The 18,187-nt window shown below is 63.8% G+C and carries 20 protein-coding genes, 1 tRNA gene and 5 pseudogenes; 14 read left to right on the plus strand and 12 right to left on the minus strand.

The window, feature by feature from the left end:
* The first annotated feature begins 29 nt into the window (after positions 1-29).
* Together C8N34_RS24450 and C8N34_RS27250 are read left to right on the plus strand one after the other, a co-directional pair.
* A tRNA-Met gene (locus C8N34_RS24450) sits at positions 30-106 on the plus strand.
* A gap of 79 nt (positions 107-185) precedes the next feature.
* Positions 186-545 (plus strand): hypothetical protein, encoded by a 360-nt coding sequence (locus C8N34_RS27250; RefSeq protein ID WP_338419734.1) that lies wholly within the window; start codon positions 186-188, stop codon positions 543-545.
* A 147-nt stretch (positions 546-692) separates the two neighbouring features.
* Here the strand turns inward: C8N34_RS27250 and C8N34_RS27255 are convergent.
* Together C8N34_RS27255 and C8N34_RS24460 are read right to left on the minus strand one after the other, a co-directional pair.
* Positions 693-1,733, minus strand: a pseudogene (locus tag C8N34_RS27255) (recombinase family protein); the annotation flags it as partial.
* Positions 1,734-1,752: 19 nt separating this feature from the next.
* Entirely contained in the window at positions 1,753-1,938 is a 186-nt protein-coding gene (locus C8N34_RS24460) for a hypothetical protein (protein ID WP_108130886.1), read from the minus strand.
* A 550-nt stretch (positions 1,939-2,488) separates the two neighbouring features.
* On the opposite strand from C8N34_RS24460, the gene C8N34_RS24465 reads away from it, so the two are divergent.
* Positions 2,489-3,258 (plus strand): IS5 family transposase gene (locus C8N34_RS24465; protein ID WP_422387684.1). Its coding sequence is split into 2 segments (ribosomal slippage): positions 2,489-2,804 and positions 2,804-3,258, totalling 771 coding nucleotides; the frame shifts between segments, so codons are not numbered across the junction.
* Between the two features lie 180 nt (positions 3,259-3,438).
* The gene (locus C8N34_RS24470; protein WP_108130887.1) at positions 3,439-3,672 is read left to right on the plus strand and encodes a hypothetical protein; all 234 of its coding nucleotides are present in this window, start codon (positions 3,439-3,441) and stop codon (positions 3,670-3,672) included.
* 331 nt (positions 3,673-4,003) lie between these two features.
* On the opposite strand, the gene C8N34_RS24480 is transcribed toward C8N34_RS24470, so the two are convergent.
* The 5 genes and pseudogenes from C8N34_RS24480 to C8N34_RS27335 all read right to left on the minus strand — a co-directional run.
* Positions 4,004-4,249, minus strand: coding sequence for a hypothetical protein (locus tag C8N34_RS24480; protein ID WP_422387685.1), 246 nt, complete (start codon positions 4,247-4,249; stop codon positions 4,004-4,006).
* Positions 4,246-4,869: pseudogene (locus C8N34_RS24485) on the minus strand (YcbK family protein); the annotation flags it as partial. The pseudogene C8N34_RS24485 and the gene C8N34_RS24480, both read right to left, overlap by 4 nt.
* Positions 4,868-6,097 (minus strand): annotated as a pseudogene (locus tag C8N34_RS27030) (DUF2793 domain-containing protein); the annotation flags it as partial. The pseudogenes C8N34_RS27030 and C8N34_RS24485, both read right to left, overlap by 2 nt.
* Before the next feature lies 1 nt (position 6,098).
* Positions 6,099-6,377: pseudogene (locus C8N34_RS27330) on the minus strand (GTA baseplate fiber-binding domain-containing protein); the annotation flags it as partial.
* Between the two features lie 133 nt (positions 6,378-6,510).
* Positions 6,511-6,762, minus strand: a pseudogene (locus C8N34_RS27335) (hypothetical protein); the annotation flags it as partial.
* Positions 6,763-6,896: 134 nt separating this feature from the next.
* Between C8N34_RS27335 and C8N34_RS24505 the strand changes: the two are divergent.
* From C8N34_RS24505 to C8N34_RS24515, 3 genes are all read left to right on the plus strand, one after another.
* Entirely contained in the window at positions 6,897-7,112 is a 216-nt protein-coding gene (locus C8N34_RS24505) for a hypothetical protein (RefSeq protein ID WP_068767940.1), read from the plus strand.
* Positions 7,113-7,224: 112 nt separating this feature from the next.
* On the plus strand, positions 7,225-7,449 hold the full coding sequence (locus C8N34_RS24510) for a hypothetical protein (RefSeq protein ID WP_108130889.1): 225 nt from the start codon (positions 7,225-7,227) through the stop codon (positions 7,447-7,449).
* Positions 7,450-7,544: 95 nt separating this feature from the next.
* Complete coding sequence (locus C8N34_RS24515) at positions 7,545-8,120, plus strand: DUF3489 domain-containing protein (RefSeq protein ID WP_108130890.1); 576 nt, start codon at positions 7,545-7,547, stop codon at positions 8,118-8,120.
* Between the two features lie 4 nt (positions 8,121-8,124).
* Here C8N34_RS24515 and C8N34_RS24520 read toward each other — a convergent pair whose 3' ends face one another.
* The 4 genes from C8N34_RS24520 to C8N34_RS24535 all read right to left on the minus strand — a co-directional run bounded on the left by C8N34_RS24520 (position 8,125) and on the right by C8N34_RS24535 (position 12,053).
* Positions 8,125-9,201: an HNH endonuclease signature motif containing protein gene (locus C8N34_RS24520; RefSeq protein ID WP_108130891.1), complete on the minus strand. Its 1,077-nt coding sequence runs from the start codon at positions 9,199-9,201 to the stop codon at positions 8,125-8,127.
* A gap of 21 nt (positions 9,202-9,222) precedes the next feature.
* On the minus strand, positions 9,223-10,197 hold the full coding sequence (locus tag C8N34_RS24525; RefSeq protein ID WP_242013918.1) for a DNA-methyltransferase: 975 nt from the start codon (positions 10,195-10,197) through the stop codon (positions 9,223-9,225).
* Positions 10,198-10,252: 55 nt separating this feature from the next.
* Entirely contained in the window at positions 10,253-11,386 is a 1,134-nt protein-coding gene (locus C8N34_RS24530; RefSeq protein WP_108130892.1) for a Fic family protein, read from the minus strand.
* Between the two features lie 289 nt (positions 11,387-11,675).
* Positions 11,676-12,053, minus strand: a complete 378-nt coding sequence (locus tag C8N34_RS24535) for a hypothetical protein (protein ID WP_108130893.1) — start codon at positions 12,051-12,053, stop codon at positions 11,676-11,678.
* A 126-nt stretch (positions 12,054-12,179) separates the two neighbouring features.
* Here C8N34_RS24535 and C8N34_RS24540 point away from each other — a divergent pair, with 126 nt between their 5' ends.
* From C8N34_RS24540 to C8N34_RS24550, 3 genes are read left to right on the plus strand one after another with little or no spacing between them, the layout of a single operon-like run.
* Entirely contained in the window at positions 12,180-13,757 is a 1,578-nt protein-coding gene (locus tag C8N34_RS24540; protein ID WP_277878433.1) for a recombinase family protein, read from the plus strand.
* Complete coding sequence (locus tag C8N34_RS24545; protein ID WP_108130895.1) at positions 13,751-14,644, plus strand: ParB/RepB/Spo0J family partition protein; 894 nt, start codon at positions 13,751-13,753, stop codon at positions 14,642-14,644. Before C8N34_RS24540 ends, C8N34_RS24545 begins: the two co-directional genes overlap by 7 nt.
* The gene (locus tag C8N34_RS24550; protein WP_108130896.1) at positions 14,641-15,576 is read left to right on the plus strand and encodes a plasmid partitioning protein RepB C-terminal domain-containing protein; all 936 of its coding nucleotides are present in this window, start codon (positions 14,641-14,643) and stop codon (positions 15,574-15,576) included. Before C8N34_RS24545 ends, C8N34_RS24550 begins: the two co-directional genes overlap by 4 nt.
* Positions 15,577-15,890: 314 nt before the next feature.
* On the opposite strand, the gene C8N34_RS24555 is transcribed toward C8N34_RS24550, so the two are convergent.
* On the minus strand, positions 15,891-16,112 hold the full coding sequence (locus C8N34_RS24555) for a hypothetical protein (RefSeq protein ID WP_242013919.1): 222 nt from the start codon (positions 16,110-16,112) through the stop codon (positions 15,891-15,893).
* A gap of 204 nt (positions 16,113-16,316) precedes the next feature.
* On the opposite strand from C8N34_RS24555, the gene C8N34_RS24565 reads away from it, so the two are divergent.
* From C8N34_RS24565 to C8N34_RS27340, 4 genes are all read left to right on the plus strand, one after another.
* Positions 16,317-16,604, plus strand: a complete 288-nt coding sequence (locus C8N34_RS24565; RefSeq protein WP_108130897.1) for a hypothetical protein — start codon at positions 16,317-16,319, stop codon at positions 16,602-16,604.
* A 49-nt stretch (positions 16,605-16,653) separates the two neighbouring features.
* Positions 16,654-17,076, plus strand: coding sequence for a helix-turn-helix domain-containing protein (locus C8N34_RS24570; protein ID WP_242013920.1), 423 nt, complete (start codon positions 16,654-16,656; stop codon positions 17,074-17,076).
* Between the two features lie 91 nt (positions 17,077-17,167).
* Positions 17,168-18,091, plus strand: a complete 924-nt coding sequence (locus C8N34_RS24575; protein WP_108130899.1) for an N-acetylmuramoyl-L-alanine amidase — start codon at positions 17,168-17,170, stop codon at positions 18,089-18,091.
* A 20-nt stretch (positions 18,092-18,111) separates the two neighbouring features.
* The coding region (locus tag C8N34_RS27340) for a phage tail assembly chaperone (RefSeq protein WP_425320675.1) at positions 18,112-18,187 on the plus strand (76 nt) is incomplete at its 3' end.

Raw genomic sequence — 18,187 nt, forward strand, 5'->3', positions numbered from 1 at the left:
CCCCATCAACGATACAAAAAACACCCGGACGCGGGGTGGAGCAGCCCGGTAGCTCGTCAGGCTCATAACCTGAAGGCCGCAGGTTCAAATCCTGCTCCCGCAACCATCTCAAATTGCGAACCGCCCGCCCCATCGGCGGGCTTTTTGCGTTCCAGAGCAATCGTCAGAATGCCCGCAAGGTCACCGTGAACTTCGATCTGAAGCTCGCCGCTCGCCGCGTCCGGTGTCAGGACGATCTCCTGCACCAGAGAACGGAGAACATCAGCGGCGCCCATGCGCCGGGCCTCGGAATCCTCCTGCAGGGCCGCATAGAGTTCCTCGACCTGCGCTCGATAGTGATGCGCCATGTTCGGGTGCAGCAGGGGAGGAGGCTCATCCGCTTCGGCGACTTGTGCTTGCAGCTGCTTTTGCCGGACCTCCAGGTCCTTCATCTGCTTCATCATCCGCGTGGGCGCATCGTCACTGCCGGAGGCCATGATGAGCTTCATCAGCTTGTCGAGTTCCCGGTCGATCTTCTTGATCTCGGCCTCTGCCGCGTCGATTGACGCGCGACCTTCCATCCGCAGCTTGTTCATCTCGCGGGTGAACTCGTCGCAGAACTCCTGAAACAGCTCCGGCTTCATCAGGTTGTGGCGCAGGGCGTTCAGGACCCGTTCCTCCAGCGCATCCCGCCGGATGTTCATGTCATTGTCGCAGGTGCCCTTGTTGCGTCTGGTCGAACAGCCTACCAGATGCGCGGAGATCATCGAGTAGCCGCCGCCGCAGCAGCCGCATTTGGTCAGGCCGGACAGCAGATACTTCGGCCGCCTCCGGTCGCGGAAGTGGTTCTCGGTCGGATCACCCTCATCCCGGGTGGAGTGCTTGACTGTCTTCTGCCGGCCTTTCACAGCGCTCCAGAGGTCGTCCTCGACGATCCGAAGTTCTGGCGCGTCCTGGATCACCCATTCAGATTCCGGATTGGGACGGGCCTGCCGCTTGCCGGTATCGGGATCCTTGATGAACCGCTGCCGGTTCCAGACCAGCTTCCCGATATACATCTCGTTGTTCAGGATGCCGTTGCCGCGCTTCTGGTTGCCGTTGATGGTGCTGAAACCCCAGTCCCCGCCCGAGGGAGCCTCGATCCCGTCCTGATTCAGCTCGACCGCAATGCGCTTGGCAGACTTGCCCGCGGCATAGTCACGGAAGATGCGGCGGATGACTTCAGCCTGTATCTGATTGACGGTGCGGTCGCCCCGGACCGCTTCACCGTTGCTGTCGAACTTCTTCACCACGTCGTAGCCGTAGGAATTGCCGCCTCCTGACTTACCGGCTTCCACACGGCCGCGCTGCCCGCGCCGGGTCTTGTCGGCCAGATCCTTCAGAAAGAGGGCGTTCATCGTCCCCTTCAATCCGACATGCAACTCGCTGATCTCGCCCTCCGAGAGCGTGAACATCTTCACATCGGCATAGCGCATGCGCTTGTAGATACCGGCGATGTCCTCCTGATCGCGGCTGATGCGGTCCAGTGCTTCCGCCAGGATCAGGTCGAAGCGGCCGCGCGAGGAATCCAGGATCAGGGCCTGAAGACCGGACCGCTGGATCATGCTGGAGCCGGAGATCGCATGATCGGAATATTCCTCGACGACGGTCCAGCCTTCCTTCTCGGCCCGCAGTCGGCACATGCGCAACTGGTCGGCAATTGAGGCCTCGCGTTGATTGTCCGAGGAATAGCGGGCGTAGATGGCAACGCGCATGGTCAGGCCTCCACAATGTTCAAGGGGGTGTCGGCCGGTGATCCTTCAGCTGCTGCTCGTAGAGGCCGCGTGCGGCCCGGCGAGCGAGAAGGCGGACCAGAGCGACCAGCCGAGGATCGCGGCCATCCAACGCGGTCATCAGCGTCAGCTCGGGTTTGCCGATCTGCGCTTCCGCCTTGTGAATGGTGTTCGGTTGCCGTGCCATCGTCGTGCCGTGACCTTTGGGGATGCACGAACTCTACGAAGCAATTCCAATGCGTTACAGAGAAGCGCATGGCGGCGTTCGGGTATCGATGGAGTGCGGTATAGGGCATTGGCGTAGTCCTGAGCAGCATGGCGTAGCGCAAATACTGGCGCGACGTTGTGCGAATGTGCGGCTCACAGGGGATATGAACATCTGCTCGCACAGCGAGACGTTCCAGCCAAGTCCTGAACGAAAGGTAACGCGGATGCCGTGCATCATGCAAGCCCATCCTTGGGCAACTGATCTGAGCGACGCTCGCAAAGTCGGCCCTAACCTGCCCTTCGTGGCCGCGAGGCCGACGTCCGCTTCGCGCCCCCATTGCCGCGGTTCCGGGGGATGCACAAGATTGCCAAAAGCAGCCGTTCGTGGTGGCTAAGCTAGTCGTCCGCTACCCAGCAGCGCTGTTCTAAACGCTGGCGCTAGACGCTTGGCGTGATCGTCGGTGCGCTAGGGTCAGGACCCATTGATCATCCGCTCGCGGCGTGATTCAGGCTCCGCGAGGAGACCGATGATGAGCAACCTTTTCTGGCTGACGGACGCGCAGATGGCGCGGCTTGAGCCCTTCTTCCCCAAGAGCCACGGCAAGCCGCGCGTTGATGACCGACGGATGCTGTGCGGGATAATCTTTATCAATCGCAATGGCTTGCGTTGGCGTGATGCACCCAGGGCATATGGTCCGCCGAAGACCCTCTACAACCGTTGGAAACGGTGGAGCGACAAGGGCATCTTTGCGCGGATGATGGACGGACTGGCCTCCGAGGCCACCGCTCCGAAGACGGTGATGTTCGACGCGACCTACCTGAAGGCGCACCGCACGGCGACCAGCCTGCGGTCGAAAAAGGGGGACCCGGCGACCAAAGGGGCCGTCTGATCGGCCGAACCAAGGGCGGCATGAACACCAAGCTGCACGCCGTCGCCGATTCCGATGGTCGCCCTATCCGCTTCTTCATGACCGCAGGTCAGATCAGTGATTATACTGGAGCGGCCGCGCTTCTGAGCAGCCTGCCGTCAGTGGACTGGCTCTTGGCCGACCGGGGCTATGATGCCGACTGGTTCAGAGAAGCGTTGAAAGACAAGGGGATAAAGCCCTGCATACCCGGCAGGAAGTCTCGCGCCAAGCCCATCAAGCACGACAAGCGCCGTTACAAACGCCGCAACCGGATCGAGATCATGTTCGGCCGCTTGAAGGATTGGCGCAGGGTCGCCACCCGATACGACAGATGCCCGAAGGTTTTCCTCTCAGCCATCGCCCTCGCCGCAACCGTCATCTTCTGGCTATGACGCCACAACGAGTCCTGACCCTAGCCATGTTCGAAGCCGTAAGCAGACAAATTGTTGACGGCTTGATGGTGGCGCACCCGGCCGACTGTTCACCACGCTCGCAACAGAAGCAGAACGCCCAATCTCTGCCGCAGATTCGCGATGCGCTGACGAGTGCCGCGTCTACTTGAATACCTCGCCATGGCAGACTGGGCGGCAAAGGCGGCAACAACCGCAGCAGCCTCACATCCCAAGACCGCTGACCTGCGCGGACCACTGGAAAGTCTGGCGAAAGCCCTCGCGGCACAGGTCGCTTCGATCATTGGCGCTATCGACGAGGACAGGAGTTACTTCGATGACGTCACCGCAAAGCTGGACGAGCGATTTGCTGACCGCTTGGCGCTGAAGCCCGCTACGCACCTCGCATATGCATGAGGGTGCACAATTGTGCCCATCGCCATGCGGGACAGGCATGGCCGCACCTGCCATCATCGACCTGCGACGAATCCCTGCCGCTCGTTGACAGCGTGAATACATGAAACGGGCCGGGCGATGCGCCGTGGTCGAGGCATTTGGCACTTGCCTCGTGGCAGGTTTCGTCCGGCCCGGATTTCAACGGCACGCCCGAGCCTGATCGCGCAACACGGTGTAGTCGCTGAGCATCCTTACGATCACGGCCCCTTCCGGCAGGGCCCCCACCTCATCGGCGGCCCGGGCCTGCTCAGCGCTGGTGTACTCGACCACCGGCGGACATGGCGCGCGGGTGTCAGAACCGCCCATCGCGCAGCCGGTTAGCAAGAGCATCGCGATCAGGAGGGCGGCGGGCGGCGGCGTCGAGCATCTGGCGGTGGATGGCATCGTTTCTCTCTTGGGCATCAAGCCGTTCGGCCGCGCGCCCCGCGCGTTCGCCAACACGGCGCAAGTTGAACAGGAACAGCAGGATCGCTGCGGCGGTGAGGATCAGGCCCAGCACCTTTCGCGCCGGGCCGTTGGTCAGGAGCCAGCCGATCACCGCTGGCCCCGTTTCCAGTCATCGAGCCTCGCGTGGATTGTGACGGCGATACCGATCAGCGCGATGGCGATCAGCACCCAGCGGAGGGTGTCGAGATAGGGCACCAGAGGCTGGATGGTGGACTGGGTCTCGGCGATGACATCCTGCAGCACCTCCACCCCGGCCGCGCCGACAGTTGCGGCGCCCGCCGCGCCGCCACCGCGCAGCGTGCGGCTTTCCGACAGGACTTCGCGCGCGGGCGGCAGTTCCGGGGCGAAGGGCACGGGCCGCGCCGGGAAGGGATCGCCCCAGGACCGGGCGGGCCCGAGGTCGATGTGCATGAAGCCGGAGCGGGGGTAATAGCCGAAGCCGAGAAAGCCGACTGCCCGCGCCGCCGCCTCGAAGGCCGCGGGATCGTGGTTCGCCATGGCGATGTCGAAAGCGGTCCTCTGCATGTGCTTCGAGGCGGGGGCCCCGCCCACGGCGCGATTGTGTTCCGGGCTGCGATAAGCGGAGCGGATGATCAGCGGCTTGCCCAGCCGGTCGCGCAGGACTTGCAGTTTGTCCATGGCTTCCGTGTTGATCTTGATCGCGCCGGTGCCGCGGCAGGCGATCTCGGCGGCCGAGAAGTTCGGCCAGCCGCGGCGACAGGAATTGCGTCGCGGCGGGCAGGTCGACGGTGATTTCCTGTTCGAAGATGGCGCCGGTGACCTCATTCACAGCTCGGACCCACACCGACGAACCGTTCGGCGGCGCAGCGATGAACAGGGTCACGACGCCGCCGGTCGCGATGGCGAAGGCGGCCCCTAGGTCGGTCAAGGTCGGTGCCCCGGTCCCGTCATTGGCGGCCAGCTGCCAGTTGGCATGAGTGCCGCGCTGAAAGCCGATTCCGATGCCGTTGATGGCAGCGGCCAGCGTCAGGGTGGTGGCCAGCGCTGCGGTCGATCCGTAAAGCCCGAAGAAGCCCATGCCGGTTGCCTGCAGCGTCGTCAGCGAAATCCGCGTCACGAAGGTCCAGCCACCAAGGCCCGCCGCGTTCCCGCGCCAGCAGGCCCAACCTGCGGAACGCTGGTCGGCAACCGAATCCACGACAGCCGCCGAGGTCAGGCGCCAGCGCCGCATGGAGGTCGCAAGGTTCGTTGCGGCCAGCGTGGGCGTCGAAACGGTGCCGACCGAGGTGATCGGCAGGCCTTCGGTCGTGATCGTGGTACCGGTCGAAGGAGACCAGTTCGCGATGCGGTTCACCCCGAAGTGGGGTTGCAGAGGAAAATCCCGCCCAGAGGGGCGCATGACGTCGATCCACGGTGCCCCGGCGCGGTTGCGGGCGTAGACCGATGCCTTGCCTGAGGGCGGCGGGGTCGGCGCAGCGCTGAGGCCGGGCAGGACCGTGGGCTGCGGCAGTTCCACCTGGCCGCTGGTTCGATCGATCCGGATCGCCTCGAAGAAGGCCGAGCCGTCCGGTCTGACCTTGAAGCTGAAGTCGTCGTTGCCGAGCAACCCGATCAGCGCGCGGGCCGAGAAGCCGGTCTTGAAGGCAAAGGCGGCGTCGTTCCCGGCCGCGGCCTTGTTGACCGTCGCCTCGATCCCGGCACCCGCGTTGTTCAGAAGGACGGCTGGGGTGTTTACCGACAGCCGATTGTAGCTGTCGGCCGTGGCCCCGCCGAGGCCCAGTAGCTGCGCGGTCAGGTTGGCCTGAGGCATGCAGACCTGCGTCACGGTATTGGCGAAGGTAACGGTCGGCGTGTTGACCACCGTTGTGCCGCCCGCTCCGGCGGTGGCCGAACCGATGTTCACGACCGTGGTCGAGCCGGAGGCCCCACCGGTCCCGAGGTTCACGGTCTTGGTTACGCCCGTGGTCGTGGCGCCGGTGCGCGGCATAGCTTGCGTCACTGACCGCCCGCGCAGCCGGGCCGACCCGCCAGTTCCACGGTAGGCCGAGATCGGCCTCGGCGATGGGCAGCGATGCCAGCCCGGTGTCCAGCACCACAACCCGCGCACCGGCCGGGGCCGGATTGCCTATAGCATGCTCCGTCCCGCGCTGGCCCCGCAGCAGACGGGTCAGGCGGTAGCGGCCGGGGGCGATCAGTTCGGCGGCTCCGGCCTGGACGATTTCCCATTGCCCAGCGGCGCTTTCGACCGCGAGGGCATTCTGTGTCGGCCCAGCCGGGCAGGTGGATCGTGCCGGGAGCGTCGAGCACTCCGGTGGCGCGATCCTCGTCCGAGGGCCGTTCGATCCGCAGGAAGCGGTAGGTCTCCGCCTTGAACGTCGCCGTGGCCACAGACCAGACCGTCAGCAGCGTGCGCGCCTTGATGTAGGACGAGGTCTCGCCCGCACCGCTGGCCAACCCGTCCCCGCCAAGCGACCGACGCTGCTGGTCGGGATCCGTCATCTCGGCCCGCCGCACATCCGAGGCCGCGGCGTTGATCGACCCGTCGTCGTAGACCACCAGCCGCCCGTTCTTGCGCGCCTTCTGCACCCCGCCGCGCGACAGCCCGGAATGCGCCGCATACTCGCGTTCGCTCATGCCTTTCATGGCGCTGTGAAGCCTATCAAGATATTGAAAATAAACAGGAAATATCAATCATTCCCGTTGATTGTCTCCCCCTCCGGAGCGATTCTGTTGTCCATCAACAGGCCGCATCGCGCCGATCCCAGGAGGGTTTCACCATGACCACGACCACCATCCGCATCGACTATTCCACCCTTCCCGAGGGCTTCGACCTGAGCCGCCCGGACGCCATCGCCGAAGTCATCGAGCAGGCGCTGCGCGAGAGCGGGATCCCGGCCGAGGCCTCCGACGTCCTGTCGCACCTGAAGATCGAACTCCCCACCGCCCAGCTGGGTGCCGCCAGCCGCGCGCTGGCCGAGATGCGGCTGATCTGACCCGAGCGATCAGAAAGCACTGATATTGCTCCGATTTGCCTACGATCATTCGCCCGACAGAGCGATGGTGTTCGCACCAGAACGATGCAACTCACCGAAGGATGCCACCGCCATGACCCGCCGCTCTGCCCCGAACGACAAGGCCCTCGACGCCTTCATCACCGCCAAGGCAGAGATCGACACCATGCTGGAGCGCCTGAAGGCCCTCAGCGACGACCATTTCGAGACCCACCCCCACGATATCCATTGGGGGCATGTCGGCACGCTGAAGCACTACGCGGGCCTGCTGCGCCAGATTACCGACAGCGCCTTCAAGGAAGGAGAACACGCTGCCTGACGCGCCCACTCCGCGCAACGGCCGCTCCGTCCGAGGACGGGGCTTGCCTCCGTAGAAGGCGCGCACACCGCGCGCCCACAGCCACGGAGGCTCCGATGACCACCCCGTCCGACACCCAGTCCCTGATCCTCGCTCGTGCCGCGACCCGGCCCGGCAATCTCGCCCTGCCTCTGCCCGAGGGGCTGGTCGGCGCCGCCGCCAAGATGGTCGTCGGCAAGATGATCGCCCGCGGCTGGCTCGAAGAGGTCGAGGCGAACCTGCGCCGCGGCGAACCGATGTGGCGCGAGACCGGCGATGGCCACGGCACCACGCTGATCGCGACCGAGGCCGGGCTGGAAGCCATCGGGATCGAGTCGGTGGTGGCCAGCGCCGTCGCCAGCGTGCGGAGGGCGAAGCCCAAGGCGGAACCGGAGCCGGTACAGACGCCCGACGACAGCGAAACCGTGAGACCTGTCGCCATCCGCGCTGGCACCAAGCAGGCGCAGATCATCGCCATGCTGCAGCGTCCCGAGGGAGCGACGGTCGGCGAAATGGTCGCGGCGACAGGATGGTTGGCGCACACGGTCAGGGGCTGCATCTCTGGCGCCCAGAAGAAAAAGCTGGGTCTGCCCATCGCAGCGGAGAAGGTCGAGGGCCGGGGGATGGTGTACCGGCTCCCCAAAGGTAGCTGATCGATCAGCAGTAGTCGTCCATGCAGTCGTCGTAGCTGTCGCCGGTCAGTTCACAGAAAGTCTTGAGGGCCCCCTGCAGCGTAAAATACTGGTGTTCGCTGCGGTGGTAGAAGAATTCGCCGCGGACACCGACATGCGCGACCGCCCAGTCCTTGATCGCATTGTCGCTAGGATCGTGCGTAAGGACCACGAGGCTGTCCTCGGTCATGCCATGTTGCACGACCAAACTCTGGTAGAGATGGTTTCGTGCGAAAACACGGCCAAACTTCAGGTTTTCCGCGTAGCGTTCGAGCGCGTCCTCGGTCACTGCCTCCGGACAAAGCGGGAATTCTGTCGGCACCTTCCATTTGACCTGCACGACCGACGGCGTCAGCGACTCATACTCTTCCGAGGGAGGTTCATAGCTTGCCCGCTCTCTTGTCCCATACAGCCACTCTCCCAGCGCGCCACCGCTTGGGACAGAACCGCTCTTTGCCCATTCCTGCAAACGTGTTTTTGCGGCTGCCGCCTCGTCCTTCGATAAGGTGCGCATCCAGGATATGTCGGGAAACACCTTATCAGTCTGGACCCGGTTGGGGTCAGCGAAGAAGGCTTCAATCGAGCCGTAGACCAGTTCGATGCGCCGAGCAGAGATTTCGTTGAGCAGAACGTTTTCCAGCCGCGTGACCCACCGCAGGTTTTCCGGTCGATTGTTCGCCCTGTTCGTGTCGATGTGATCAACGACATGACGGTCAGTGGGCGGCGCGCCATGAAAAGCCCAGCAGACGATCCGATGAACGGGCACGCCGCTCAGATACATGTAGCCAGTCGACAACCCCTGCCGCCCAAAGGTCCATTGGTCATCAAGCGGTCTGGTCTTCTGCCGTTTCTGGGGCAGACGATGCGCGGAACCATTGTCGCGAACCCGATACCGCTCGCCCCGATATTCGACCTCCACCTCGCGTTCAAAGATATCAATGAGTTGGTCGGCTTTGCCGAGGGACGAAAGGGAAGGGCTACGCATCAACTGCTCCGGCGAGATTCGACCATTCAAGTGCCGAAGGCGGTAGGCCGATTTCCCATTCTCCTTCTGGGCGAACATTCGCAATTTCGGGCCAACTGGTCAATCGCGGCTGGCCTTCCGCCCCGTTGCCATCTCCCACCGCCGCACGGCAACGTCGCAGTAGACCGGGTCCAGTTCCACCGCGCAGCAGCGCCGCCCGGTGCGTTCCGCGGCGATCAGCTGGGTGCCGGAGCCGCAGAACGGTTCGAACACCAGGTCGCCGGGATCGGTGAAGGCCTCCAGCACCGCCTCGACCAGCGCCACGGGGAACACGGCCGGGTGCGATCCGGCCGTGCCCAAGCCCCCTTTGTGGCGCATGATGCGGAACACGCTGTCTGGGATGCGATGACTCTGGATCGCGTTGCCGAAGCCGGTCTTGCGGTGGACCGTGCCGTCCGCCCCGCGCAGACCGCCGCCGCCGAGGGTTTCGCCCGCGTGCTTGCTCTCGACCGTCTTGTTCGGTTTGCGGGGCTGGCGGTTGAAGTGGAAGATGAACTCGTGCGAGGGCGCCAGGCGACCATTCCAGTCGCCGGGCAGGCCCGGCCCCTGGTCCCAGACATACCAGCCGAAGCGCCGCCAGCCCTGCGCGCGCATCCAGGCGACCCAGCCCTCCCAATACGGGATCCATTCGCCATCGCGATGGACGAGGCCGAGGTTCACCAGCAGTTGGGCATCGGCGGCGACCGGCGCCGCGGCGAAGACGCCCTGCATCAGCGCATCCCAATCGCCGACCTTCTCCTTCGCCGCGCCATAGTCGCGCTGCTGGGCGTAGGGTGGGGAGGTGAACATCAGCGCCGCGTGCGCCCCGTCCATCAGCCGCGCCACGACGGCCGGGTCAGTGGCATCGCCGCAGATCAGCCGGTGATGCCCCAGCGCCCAGATGTCGCCGGGCCGTGTGATCGGCTCGGCCGGGGCTTCGGGGATGGTGTCGGCGGTGTCATCGTCGATATGCACGCGGTCGTCGGCATCGTTCAGCAGCGCGTCCAGTTCATCTTCGGGGATCCCGATCAGCCCGAGGTCGAAGTCCTCGGCCATAGGCGACGTCGCCGGGGAACAGTGCCCATGGATGAGCTGCGCGACTGGGTGACCGTCACACCTTCAGCAGATCAAGCAGCGGATCAAAGGCGTACATCGCCGCACGTCGTCCGGAAGCCGGTTCAATGGTGCGCAGCATGCCTGCCTCGACCAGCCGTCGGGACAACGCGCGCGCTGAGGACGAGGGGATGCCAGAGCGTTCGACGAAGCGGTCGTTGCGGAAGATCGGGCTTGCGAAGACGAAGTCCAGCGCCTGAGCATGGAACTGCGAGTTCAGGACCTCGCGGAACCGCTCCCGCATCTCGCCGTGAAGGCGGAAGATCGCGTCGGCCGTCTGGATGTTGACCGTCGCCTGGGCGTGCATCGCCTGGAGGAAGAATACCACCCAGCCGGTCCAATCGCCCTTGGCGGAAACGGCCCGCATCCGCTCAATGTACTCGTCCTTGTTGGCCTCGAAGTAACCCGACACGAAAAAGTTCGGCTGATGCAGGACGCCGAGCTTCCACAGCATCAGGGTGATCAGCATCCGGCCGATCCGACCGTTGCCGTCTTCGAACGGATGCAGAGCCTCGAATTCGACATGCGCGATGGCGGTGCGGATCAATGGCCGCATCGTGCTTTCGTTGATGTAGCGGACCAGTTCGCCCATCGCCGGGCCCAGCTGCTCCGGGGCAATCGGAACGTAGTAGATCCTTCCCTGCCGTTCATCCCCGATGTAGTTCTGCTCAACCTTGTAGCTGCCGGGGCGCTTGCGGGCTCCCCGGCCAAAGGACAGCAGCTGCTGGTGGGCAGTCCGGATCAGGTGTTCGCCAAGCGGGGCGCCGTCGGCGGGGGCTTGCTGGGCATTCCGCAGTGCGCGGGAATAAAGGTAGGTCTCGACGTCGTCGTTGCGCGCTTCCCGATAAGGGTCGGCGCTGCCCGCGTCTTCTTCGGCTTCAAGGCGGTACAGCTCTTCGATGGTCGAGATCGTCCCCTCCATCCGGGACGAGGTGACCGCATCCTGGCGACGCAGCGGGGCGAGGAACAACTCGCTGTTCACCATTCCCGACATCTTTGCATCGTATCGGGCAAGGGAGGCCGCTGCCTCTTCAAGGGGTCCGAGAAGCACCTCGTACTCGAGTGAGCCAGGGGGAAAGCCGCCCATGTGATAGGTGACGGCATCCGTAAGATCGTAGGTTTTGGTGATCATAGTTGTGCCGATTCTGTCATCAACGGGATTTGACGCCAACCTAGTCACACGAAGATCGCTTGGCAACGGAATATGGATCTATTCTGACATCAAGGGGCGTTGTCGCCAGCAGTCTGCCGTCAAGCCAGATTGGTGACAGAGACTGACAAGAAAATGGTATCAAAGCATGATCCCCTCTCATTCGCCGCAACTAATGCGGAGAATGGGGGTTCTAATCTCCGCATGAACATTGTTGCGACTTGTTTCCTGAACGCTTGGGCGGGGTGGAATCCAGCCGCTTCCTTGCATGTCAGGAACCCCCGGACGATTTCAGTTCCTGTCCGAGGTCTTGCAACACAAGCTCGCGCGCAGGACAATCGGTACATCTGTGCCGCCGTTGCTCCGGAAGTCGCTCGGCCATGATCAGCATGGTGATCAACACCGCATCGGAATGTTGCGCGAGCCGGATCAGATGCTCTCCGCTAGGCCCGCGTTCGCCAGACAGCCAGTACTTGGCCGTCCGCTCGCTCGCTCCGGTCCAGCGCATCACCGTTTTGATGGCCTGATGCGTCGGCCCCAGTTCGCGGCGCAGGGCATCGGCAATGGCCGTGCGATACGCGGTCTGATCGGCGTCCAGGTGCACAGTTGTGCCCATTTTCGGCACAGATGTGCCCATCTTGATCCGCATCGCGGCGTCCTCCTCCGGTAAACCAGTGGAGAAGACAACACAGCGGCAGATTCCATTTTGCGCCCCAGCCAATACCCCGGGTCCGACCAGACGGAGACGCCTGCATGAACTGATCTGGAGACGGGCATGGCAGGCAGAGAGCTGCCCTCAAGAAAAGAACCGGCGAACTCCCCGCCAAAGCGCCGTGCGGCCGAATATGTCCGCATGTCCACGGACCATCAGAAATACTCGACGGAAAACCAGTCGGATGCGATCCGCAAATACGCGGAGGAACGCGGCTTTGAATTGGTCCGTTCCTATGCTGATGCTGGAAAGAGTGGTTTGAGGATCGAGGGGCGCGAAGCGCTACAACAGTTGATCCAGGATGTGCAGGACGGCACCGCGGATTTCGAGGTGATCCTTGTCTATGACGTCAGCCGGTGGGGCCGGTTTCAGGATGCCGATGAATCCGCCTATTACGAATACATCTGCCGTCGCGCAAACAAGCAGGTCGAATACTGCGCCGAGCAATTCGAAAATGACGGCGGCCCGGTTGCCACGATCGTCAAGAGCGTCAAGCGCGCGATGGCCGGGGAATACAGCCGGGAACTTTCCAACAAGGTCTTCATCGGGCAGTGCCGCCTGATCGAACGCGGCTTCCGTCAGGGCGGCGCGGCGGGTTTTGGCCTTCGCCGTGTCCTGCTTGACGAACGCGGTGAGGTGAAGGCCGAGCTGAAGCGTGGTGAGCACAAGAGCTTGCAGACAGACCGGGTGATCCTGGTTCCCGGGCCAGACGCCGAGGTAAGAACCGTCCGCTGGATCTACAGCCGGTTCCTCAAGCACGGCCGTTCGGAAAGCGAAATCGCGGCCGAACTGAACGAGCGCGGAATCCTGACCGATCTCGGCCGGGCCTGGACCCGCGCCACCGTCCATCAGATCCTGACCAACGAGAAATACATCGGCAACAACGTCTACAACCGGCGCTCCTTTAAGCTCAAGCAGAAGCGGGTCGCGAATGGCCCGGAGATGTTGATCCGGTCGGAAGGGGCGTTCGATGCCATCGTCGAGCCGAAACAGTTCCGACAGGTGCAGGCGATCATCGCCGCCCGCAACCGCCGATTCTCGGACGAGGAGATGCTGGAGCGCCTGACCCGGCTGTTCCAGCGCCACGGCTACATATCCGGTCTGGTGATCGACGAGGCCGACGGAATGCCGTCCAGCGGCGCCTATGCCCACCGGTTCGGCAGCCTGATCCGGGCTTACTCCCTTGTCGGCTTCACCCCGGACCGGGACTACCACTACATCGAAGTGAACCGCCTGCTGCGGCTGTTCCATGGGGACGAGGTCCAGCGCGTAATCCGCGAGATCGCCCGGCTCGGCGGAACCGTGGCGCGCAATCCGGCGACCGACCTGCTGACGATCAATGGCGAATTCACCGCCTCCGTCGTCGTCGCCCGCTGCCGCGAAACCTCCACGGGCGGCTTGCGCTGGAAAATCCGCTTCGACACCGGCCTCGCGCCCGACATCACCATTGCCGTCCGGATGGACCGCACCAACACCGCCGCGCTCGATTTTTATCTGCTGCCCCAATTCGAGATGCGGACAAAACCCTTGGGGCTTGCCGAGGAGAATGGCCTGATGCTGGACGCTTTCCGATTTGAAACGCTGGATTTCTTCTTCGACATGGCCCGCCGCGTGCCGGTTTCCGAGGTGGCGCCATGGTGAGCGAAGTCGAGATGCGGGACGAAGTGCAGATGATTCCGATTTCTGCCATCACCGTGGAAAACCCGCGCGAGCGGTCGGAAAAGACCTTCCGCGCGCTGGTCGACAGCATCGGCAAGGTCGGGCTGAAAAAGCCGATCACCGTCGCCCGGGTCGATGAAGAGGCGGGAGTGTCCTATCGTCTGGTCTGCGGTCAGGGTCGGATGGAGGCTTATGTCGCCCTTGGGGAAACCCACATCCCGGCCATCGTCGTGGATGCGAGCGAGGCCGAGCGCCTTCTGCGCAGCGTGATCGAGAATATCGCTCGCCGCCAGCAGCGGCCGCTCGAGCTGTTGCAGGACATCGCCATCCTGCGCGACCGGGGATATTCAGACCATCAGATCGCCGACAAGACGGGGCTTTCCCTCGCCTATGTCCATGAAATCGGTGAGTTGATCGCCAACGGTGAAGAACGCCTGCTGATCGCGGTCGAAACCGGGCAGATGCCGCTCAGCGTTGCGCTCTACATCACGCGGGCCGAGGAGAAGGACTTGCAGAAGGCGCTGGAGGCTGCTTATGCCTCGGGTGAACTGCGCGGAAAGAAATTGCTGGAGGCGCGGCGGCTGGTTGAGTTGCGCCAGCGTCACGGCAAGCAGCGAGGTGGCGCGCGGAACAAACAGCCACGCGCGCGAATGACATCTGCCGCGCTGGTCAAAGCCTATCGCGCCGAGGCCGAGCGTCAGCAGGACATGGTCCGCAGGGCGCAGTCGACGCGCAGCAGCCTGCTGTTTCTCGATGCGGCATTTCAGTCGCTCTTGAAGGATGAGAACTTCTTGACGCTGCTTCGTGCCGAGGGGCTCGATTCCGTGCCGCGCATGATCGTCGATGGCCTTCAGGAGCCAAGATCATGACACACATGGAGAAAATGCCTCCGCCGAAGAGCCCGGGATTCGAGGCGAACCTGCGCACGATCCAGATCGACGCGATCCTGCCGGTCAAGCAACTGCCGGCCACAGTGCCCAAGAGCCAGAAGTATGGACAGATCGCCGCGTCGATCCGCGAGGTCGGGCTGATCGAACCGCCGGTGGTCGCCCATGCGGCAGGACAGGAAGGATCGTTCATCCTTCTCGATGGCCATGTTCGGCTGCATGTTCTGAAGGAAATGGGCGAGACGACCGTCACCTGTCTGGTGGCGACCGACGACGAATCCTTCACTTACAACAAGCGCATCAGCCGCCTCGCCACGATCCAGGAGCATAAGATGATCCTGCGCGCGGTCGAGCGCGGCGTATCGGAGGCCCGCATCGCGGCAGCCTTGAATGTGAACATCGCGCTGATCCGACAGAAGCGGACCCTGCTGAACGGCATCTGTCCGGAGGCAGCCGAACTGCTGAAGGCCGGGCACTGCCCGATCAACAGCTTCCGGTCCCTGCGGAAGATGAAGCCCCTGCGGCAGATTCAGGCGGCGGAACTGATGATCGCGGCCAACAACTACACTGTGCCCTATGTCGAGGCGATCCTCGCAGCATCTGACGCCACAGACCTGGTTGACCCAGCTGCAAAGAAGCCACCTGCAGGCGTAACGCGCGAACAAGCCGAGCGAATGAAGGCCGAGATGGCCAACCTGCAAAAGAACATAAAGCTGATCGAAGGCACCCTTGGACCCGATCACCTTCGGCTGGTGGTGGCCGGTCGCTATGTCGAGCGGCTTTTGCAGAATGACCGTCTCGCCCGCTACCTCGACAAGAACCACGGTGAAATCCTCGGCGTGTTTCGCCAGATCGCCGCAGGCCTCGCGCAGCCAGTTTCGTCGACGGAGGCGGGAAGCAACAGAGGCGCGTAGGTCTTCGGCCAGCTTCTTGTCGACGATGGGGACCCGGACCCGAAAGCGCGGGGACCACAGGAGACGCCGGACAATGGGCCGGATCAAGTGCGGCGGTGGGGATGGCGGCGGACCCGCTCGGAGCCCGCCAGGCTGGTTTGAATTTTCACCGGCCCAGTGGCCGGTGTCCGGCCATTGAAACATGCGGGCGCATTCTCTGCCGAAGGTGAATGCGCCCGTTTATCATAGCGAAGCACTTAAATTTCTTGTTCCACCGGAACCCGAATCCTCTGAGGCAGACGGAGTTGCATTCGCTCAGCTGCCTGAAACAGATTTCACCGGCACGCCCGCACCTGATCCCGCAACACGGCGTAGTCGCTGAGCATCCGGACGACGACGGCCCCTTCGGGCAGCGCCTCGACATCATCGGCGGCCTGGGCTTGGTCTGCTGCGGTGTACTCGACTACGGACGGGCAAGGTGCGCGGGTGTCAGAACCGCCCATCGCGCAGGCGCTCAGCCAGAGCATCACGATCAGGAGGGCGGCGGCGTCGAGCATCTGGCGGGTTTCTCTCTCTGGCGTCAAGCTGTTCGGCGGCGCGCCCGGCGCGTTCACCGGTGCGGCGCAGGTTCAGGAGGAACAGCAGGACCGTAGCTGCTGTGAGGATCAGGCCCAGCGCTTTGCGCGCCGGGCCATGGGGTAGAAGCCAGCTTCGTCAAGCGGCAGTGCAGGATCGATCACCCGAACTGGCTGCGCGACCCGGTGCTGGCCGACAAGGCGGTCGAGGCGCTGAAGGACTGGCTGCGCCGGGAACGCGGCGTGATGTGGGGCAATACCAACGGTTACGACTGGCTGCGCGATCATGGTGCAAAGATTGCCTGGGCGCAGTGGTTCCACCTCTATCCCGCATCCTCGCTGAGTGATCAGACCGCATTCCGTGCCAAGGTGTTCGCGGTGGTGGGCCAGCGCCCGACGCTGGACCAGCTGGGCAGCGCCGACTGGCGCAAGGTCAGCAATACCCTTGGCACCGTCATTCGCGGGGGCCTGTGATGGTGCATTGGCCGGGCCATCATGCCTGCGGCAGGTTCGGGGCCGAGCCATGACCGGGGATATGGAATGGGAGAACGGGTTCAGCGCCCCCCGCGCGCCGGCGCATGTGCAACCCTATGTCGATGTGCTGGGCGAGAAGGGGGCGATGGCCTTCCTGCTCGAGTTTGGCGGGGCGGAGGTCTATCTGCCCGCCAGCCCCAGAAGCCGCTCGCTGATCGTGCAGCGGCTCGGTCAGGACCGGACGCTGGCGCTGGCCCAGGCGCTGAGCCGAATGATGAGTTCGGGCCAGAAGCTGCGGGTGCCGACCGCCAAGCCCTGGCTTGCGGTCTGCATGCGGCACGAGGGCATGACCACGGCGGATATTGCCCGCCGCCTGCATGTGACCGATACCACCGTCCGGGGCTGGTTCCGGCGCAAGGGGCGGCGGCGCCCCCCGCCGAAATTCGATCCCCGGCAACTCAAACTGTTCTGACCCAATAACCGAAGCGGATGTCTGGCGAGGCGTCCGATCCGCCATTCTGCCCCTGACAACGGGGCGCTGATGCCCCTCGGCGAGGGCATCCATGAAGCTGAAGAACCACAGGATCGAGGGGATTGACTACCGCCCGGCAAAGCTGATCGGCGGCATCATCACCCCGGAAATCATCATCCTTCACGACACCGCCGGGCGGCTCGAGAAGTTCAACAGCCGCGATTATCTGGCCAGTTCCCCGGCGGTCAGCGTGCAATTCGTGGTGGAACGCGATGGCACTGTCAGCCAGCTGGTGCCGACCAATCGCCGCGCAGCCCATGCCGGGCAATCCTCCTATCACGGCCGCAGCGGCTGCAATGATTTCGCCATCGGCATCGAGATCGTGAACCCCGGCCGGATGCAGCGCGGCGCGGGTGGTGCGGTGCTGGCGTGGTGGGGGCAGGATTTCGGGCCGGGTGGCCAGATCGGCGGCTATACCCTTGCAGACGTGGAAACGCCCGAACACGGCAAGGGCACCTGGATGGCCTATACGCCAGAACAGATCGCGGCGGTCGAGGAGCTGGCGCAGGCGCTTTTTGCAGGCATCCCGACCCTGCGCGACATCACCACCCACTGGTATGTCAGCCCCGGCCGCAAGGTCGATACCAACCCGCTCTTTCCGCTGGAGGCGATCCGCGCCCGGGTTCTGGGGCGCGATGACCCTGCCGAAGCATCGGCGGAAGCGGGCAGCGATGTGGTTGGCGGGGACGAATTTGTCCAGATCGAGACCCCCGGCACCACGCTGAACCTCAGGCGCTGGCCGAGCTTCAACCCCAACATCCTCGCCGCGATCCCTGATCAGGCCATCGTCCCCGTGAACCGCGAAGGGCTGTTTGGCGGTCGGCGCTGGCTGAACGTCACCTTCGGCGGCCTGACCGGCTGGATCGTCGCCACCTATGCCGCCCCTGCCGGAACTGACGCGGCTCCGCGATCAGCAGCGATGTCGATGTTCTTCAGCAGCGCGATCAGTTGCTGAGCGACAGCGACTGGACGCAGTTGGCCGATGCCCCCCTCACGCCCGCCAAACAGGCCCAATGGGCGACATATCGGCAGGAACTGCGCGATATCCCCT

It is taken from the genome of Gemmobacter caeni (assembly GCF_003054195.1).
GTDB classification, from domain to species: domain Bacteria; phylum Pseudomonadota; class Alphaproteobacteria; order Rhodobacterales; family Rhodobacteraceae; genus Gemmobacter; species Gemmobacter caeni.

Bases quoted from the DNA above. Each gene is read 5' to 3' on its own strand.
- C8N34_RS24460 (WP_108130886.1), bottom strand. From the start codon at position 1,938: ATGGCACGGCAACCGAACACCATTCACAAGGCGGAAGCGCAGATCGGC.
- C8N34_RS24470 (WP_108130887.1), top strand. From the start codon at position 3,439: ATGGCAGACTGGGCGGCAAAGGCGGCAACAACCGCAGCAGCCTCACAT.
- C8N34_RS24505 (WP_068767940.1), top strand. From the start codon at position 6,897: ATGACCACGACCACCATCCGCATCGACTATTCCACCCTTCCCGAGGGC.
- C8N34_RS24510 (WP_108130889.1), top strand. From the start codon at position 7,225: ATGACCCGCCGCTCTGCCCCGAACGACAAGGCCCTCGACGCCTTCATC.
- C8N34_RS24515 (WP_108130890.1), top strand. From the start codon at position 7,545: ATGACCACCCCGTCCGACACCCAGTCCCTGATCCTCGCTCGTGCCGCG.
- C8N34_RS24520 (WP_108130891.1), bottom strand. From the start codon at position 9,201: ATGTTCGCCCAGAAGGAGAATGGGAAATCGGCCTACCGCCTTCGGCAC.
- C8N34_RS24525 (WP_242013918.1), bottom strand. From the start codon at position 10,197: ATGGCCGAGGACTTCGACCTCGGGCTGATCGGGATCCCCGAAGATGAA.
- C8N34_RS24530 (WP_108130892.1), bottom strand. From the start codon at position 11,386: ATGATCACCAAAACCTACGATCTTACGGATGCCGTCACCTATCACATG.
- C8N34_RS24535 (WP_108130893.1), bottom strand. From the start codon at position 12,053: ATGCGGATCAAGATGGGCACATCTGTGCCGAAAATGGGCACAACTGTG.
- C8N34_RS24540 (WP_277878433.1), top strand. From the start codon at position 12,180: ATGGCAGGCAGAGAGCTGCCCTCAAGAAAAGAACCGGCGAACTCCCCG.
- C8N34_RS24545 (WP_108130895.1), top strand. From the start codon at position 13,751: ATGGTGAGCGAAGTCGAGATGCGGGACGAAGTGCAGATGATTCCGATT.
- C8N34_RS24550 (WP_108130896.1), top strand. From the start codon at position 14,641: ATGACACACATGGAGAAAATGCCTCCGCCGAAGAGCCCGGGATTCGAG.
- C8N34_RS24555 (WP_242013919.1), bottom strand. From the start codon at position 16,112: ATGCTCGACGCCGCCGCCCTCCTGATCGTGATGCTCTGGCTGAGCGCC.
- C8N34_RS24570 (WP_242013920.1), top strand. From the start codon at position 16,654: ATGACCGGGGATATGGAATGGGAGAACGGGTTCAGCGCCCCCCGCGCG.
- C8N34_RS24575 (WP_108130899.1), top strand. From the start codon at position 17,168: ATGAAGCTGAAGAACCACAGGATCGAGGGGATTGACTACCGCCCGGCA.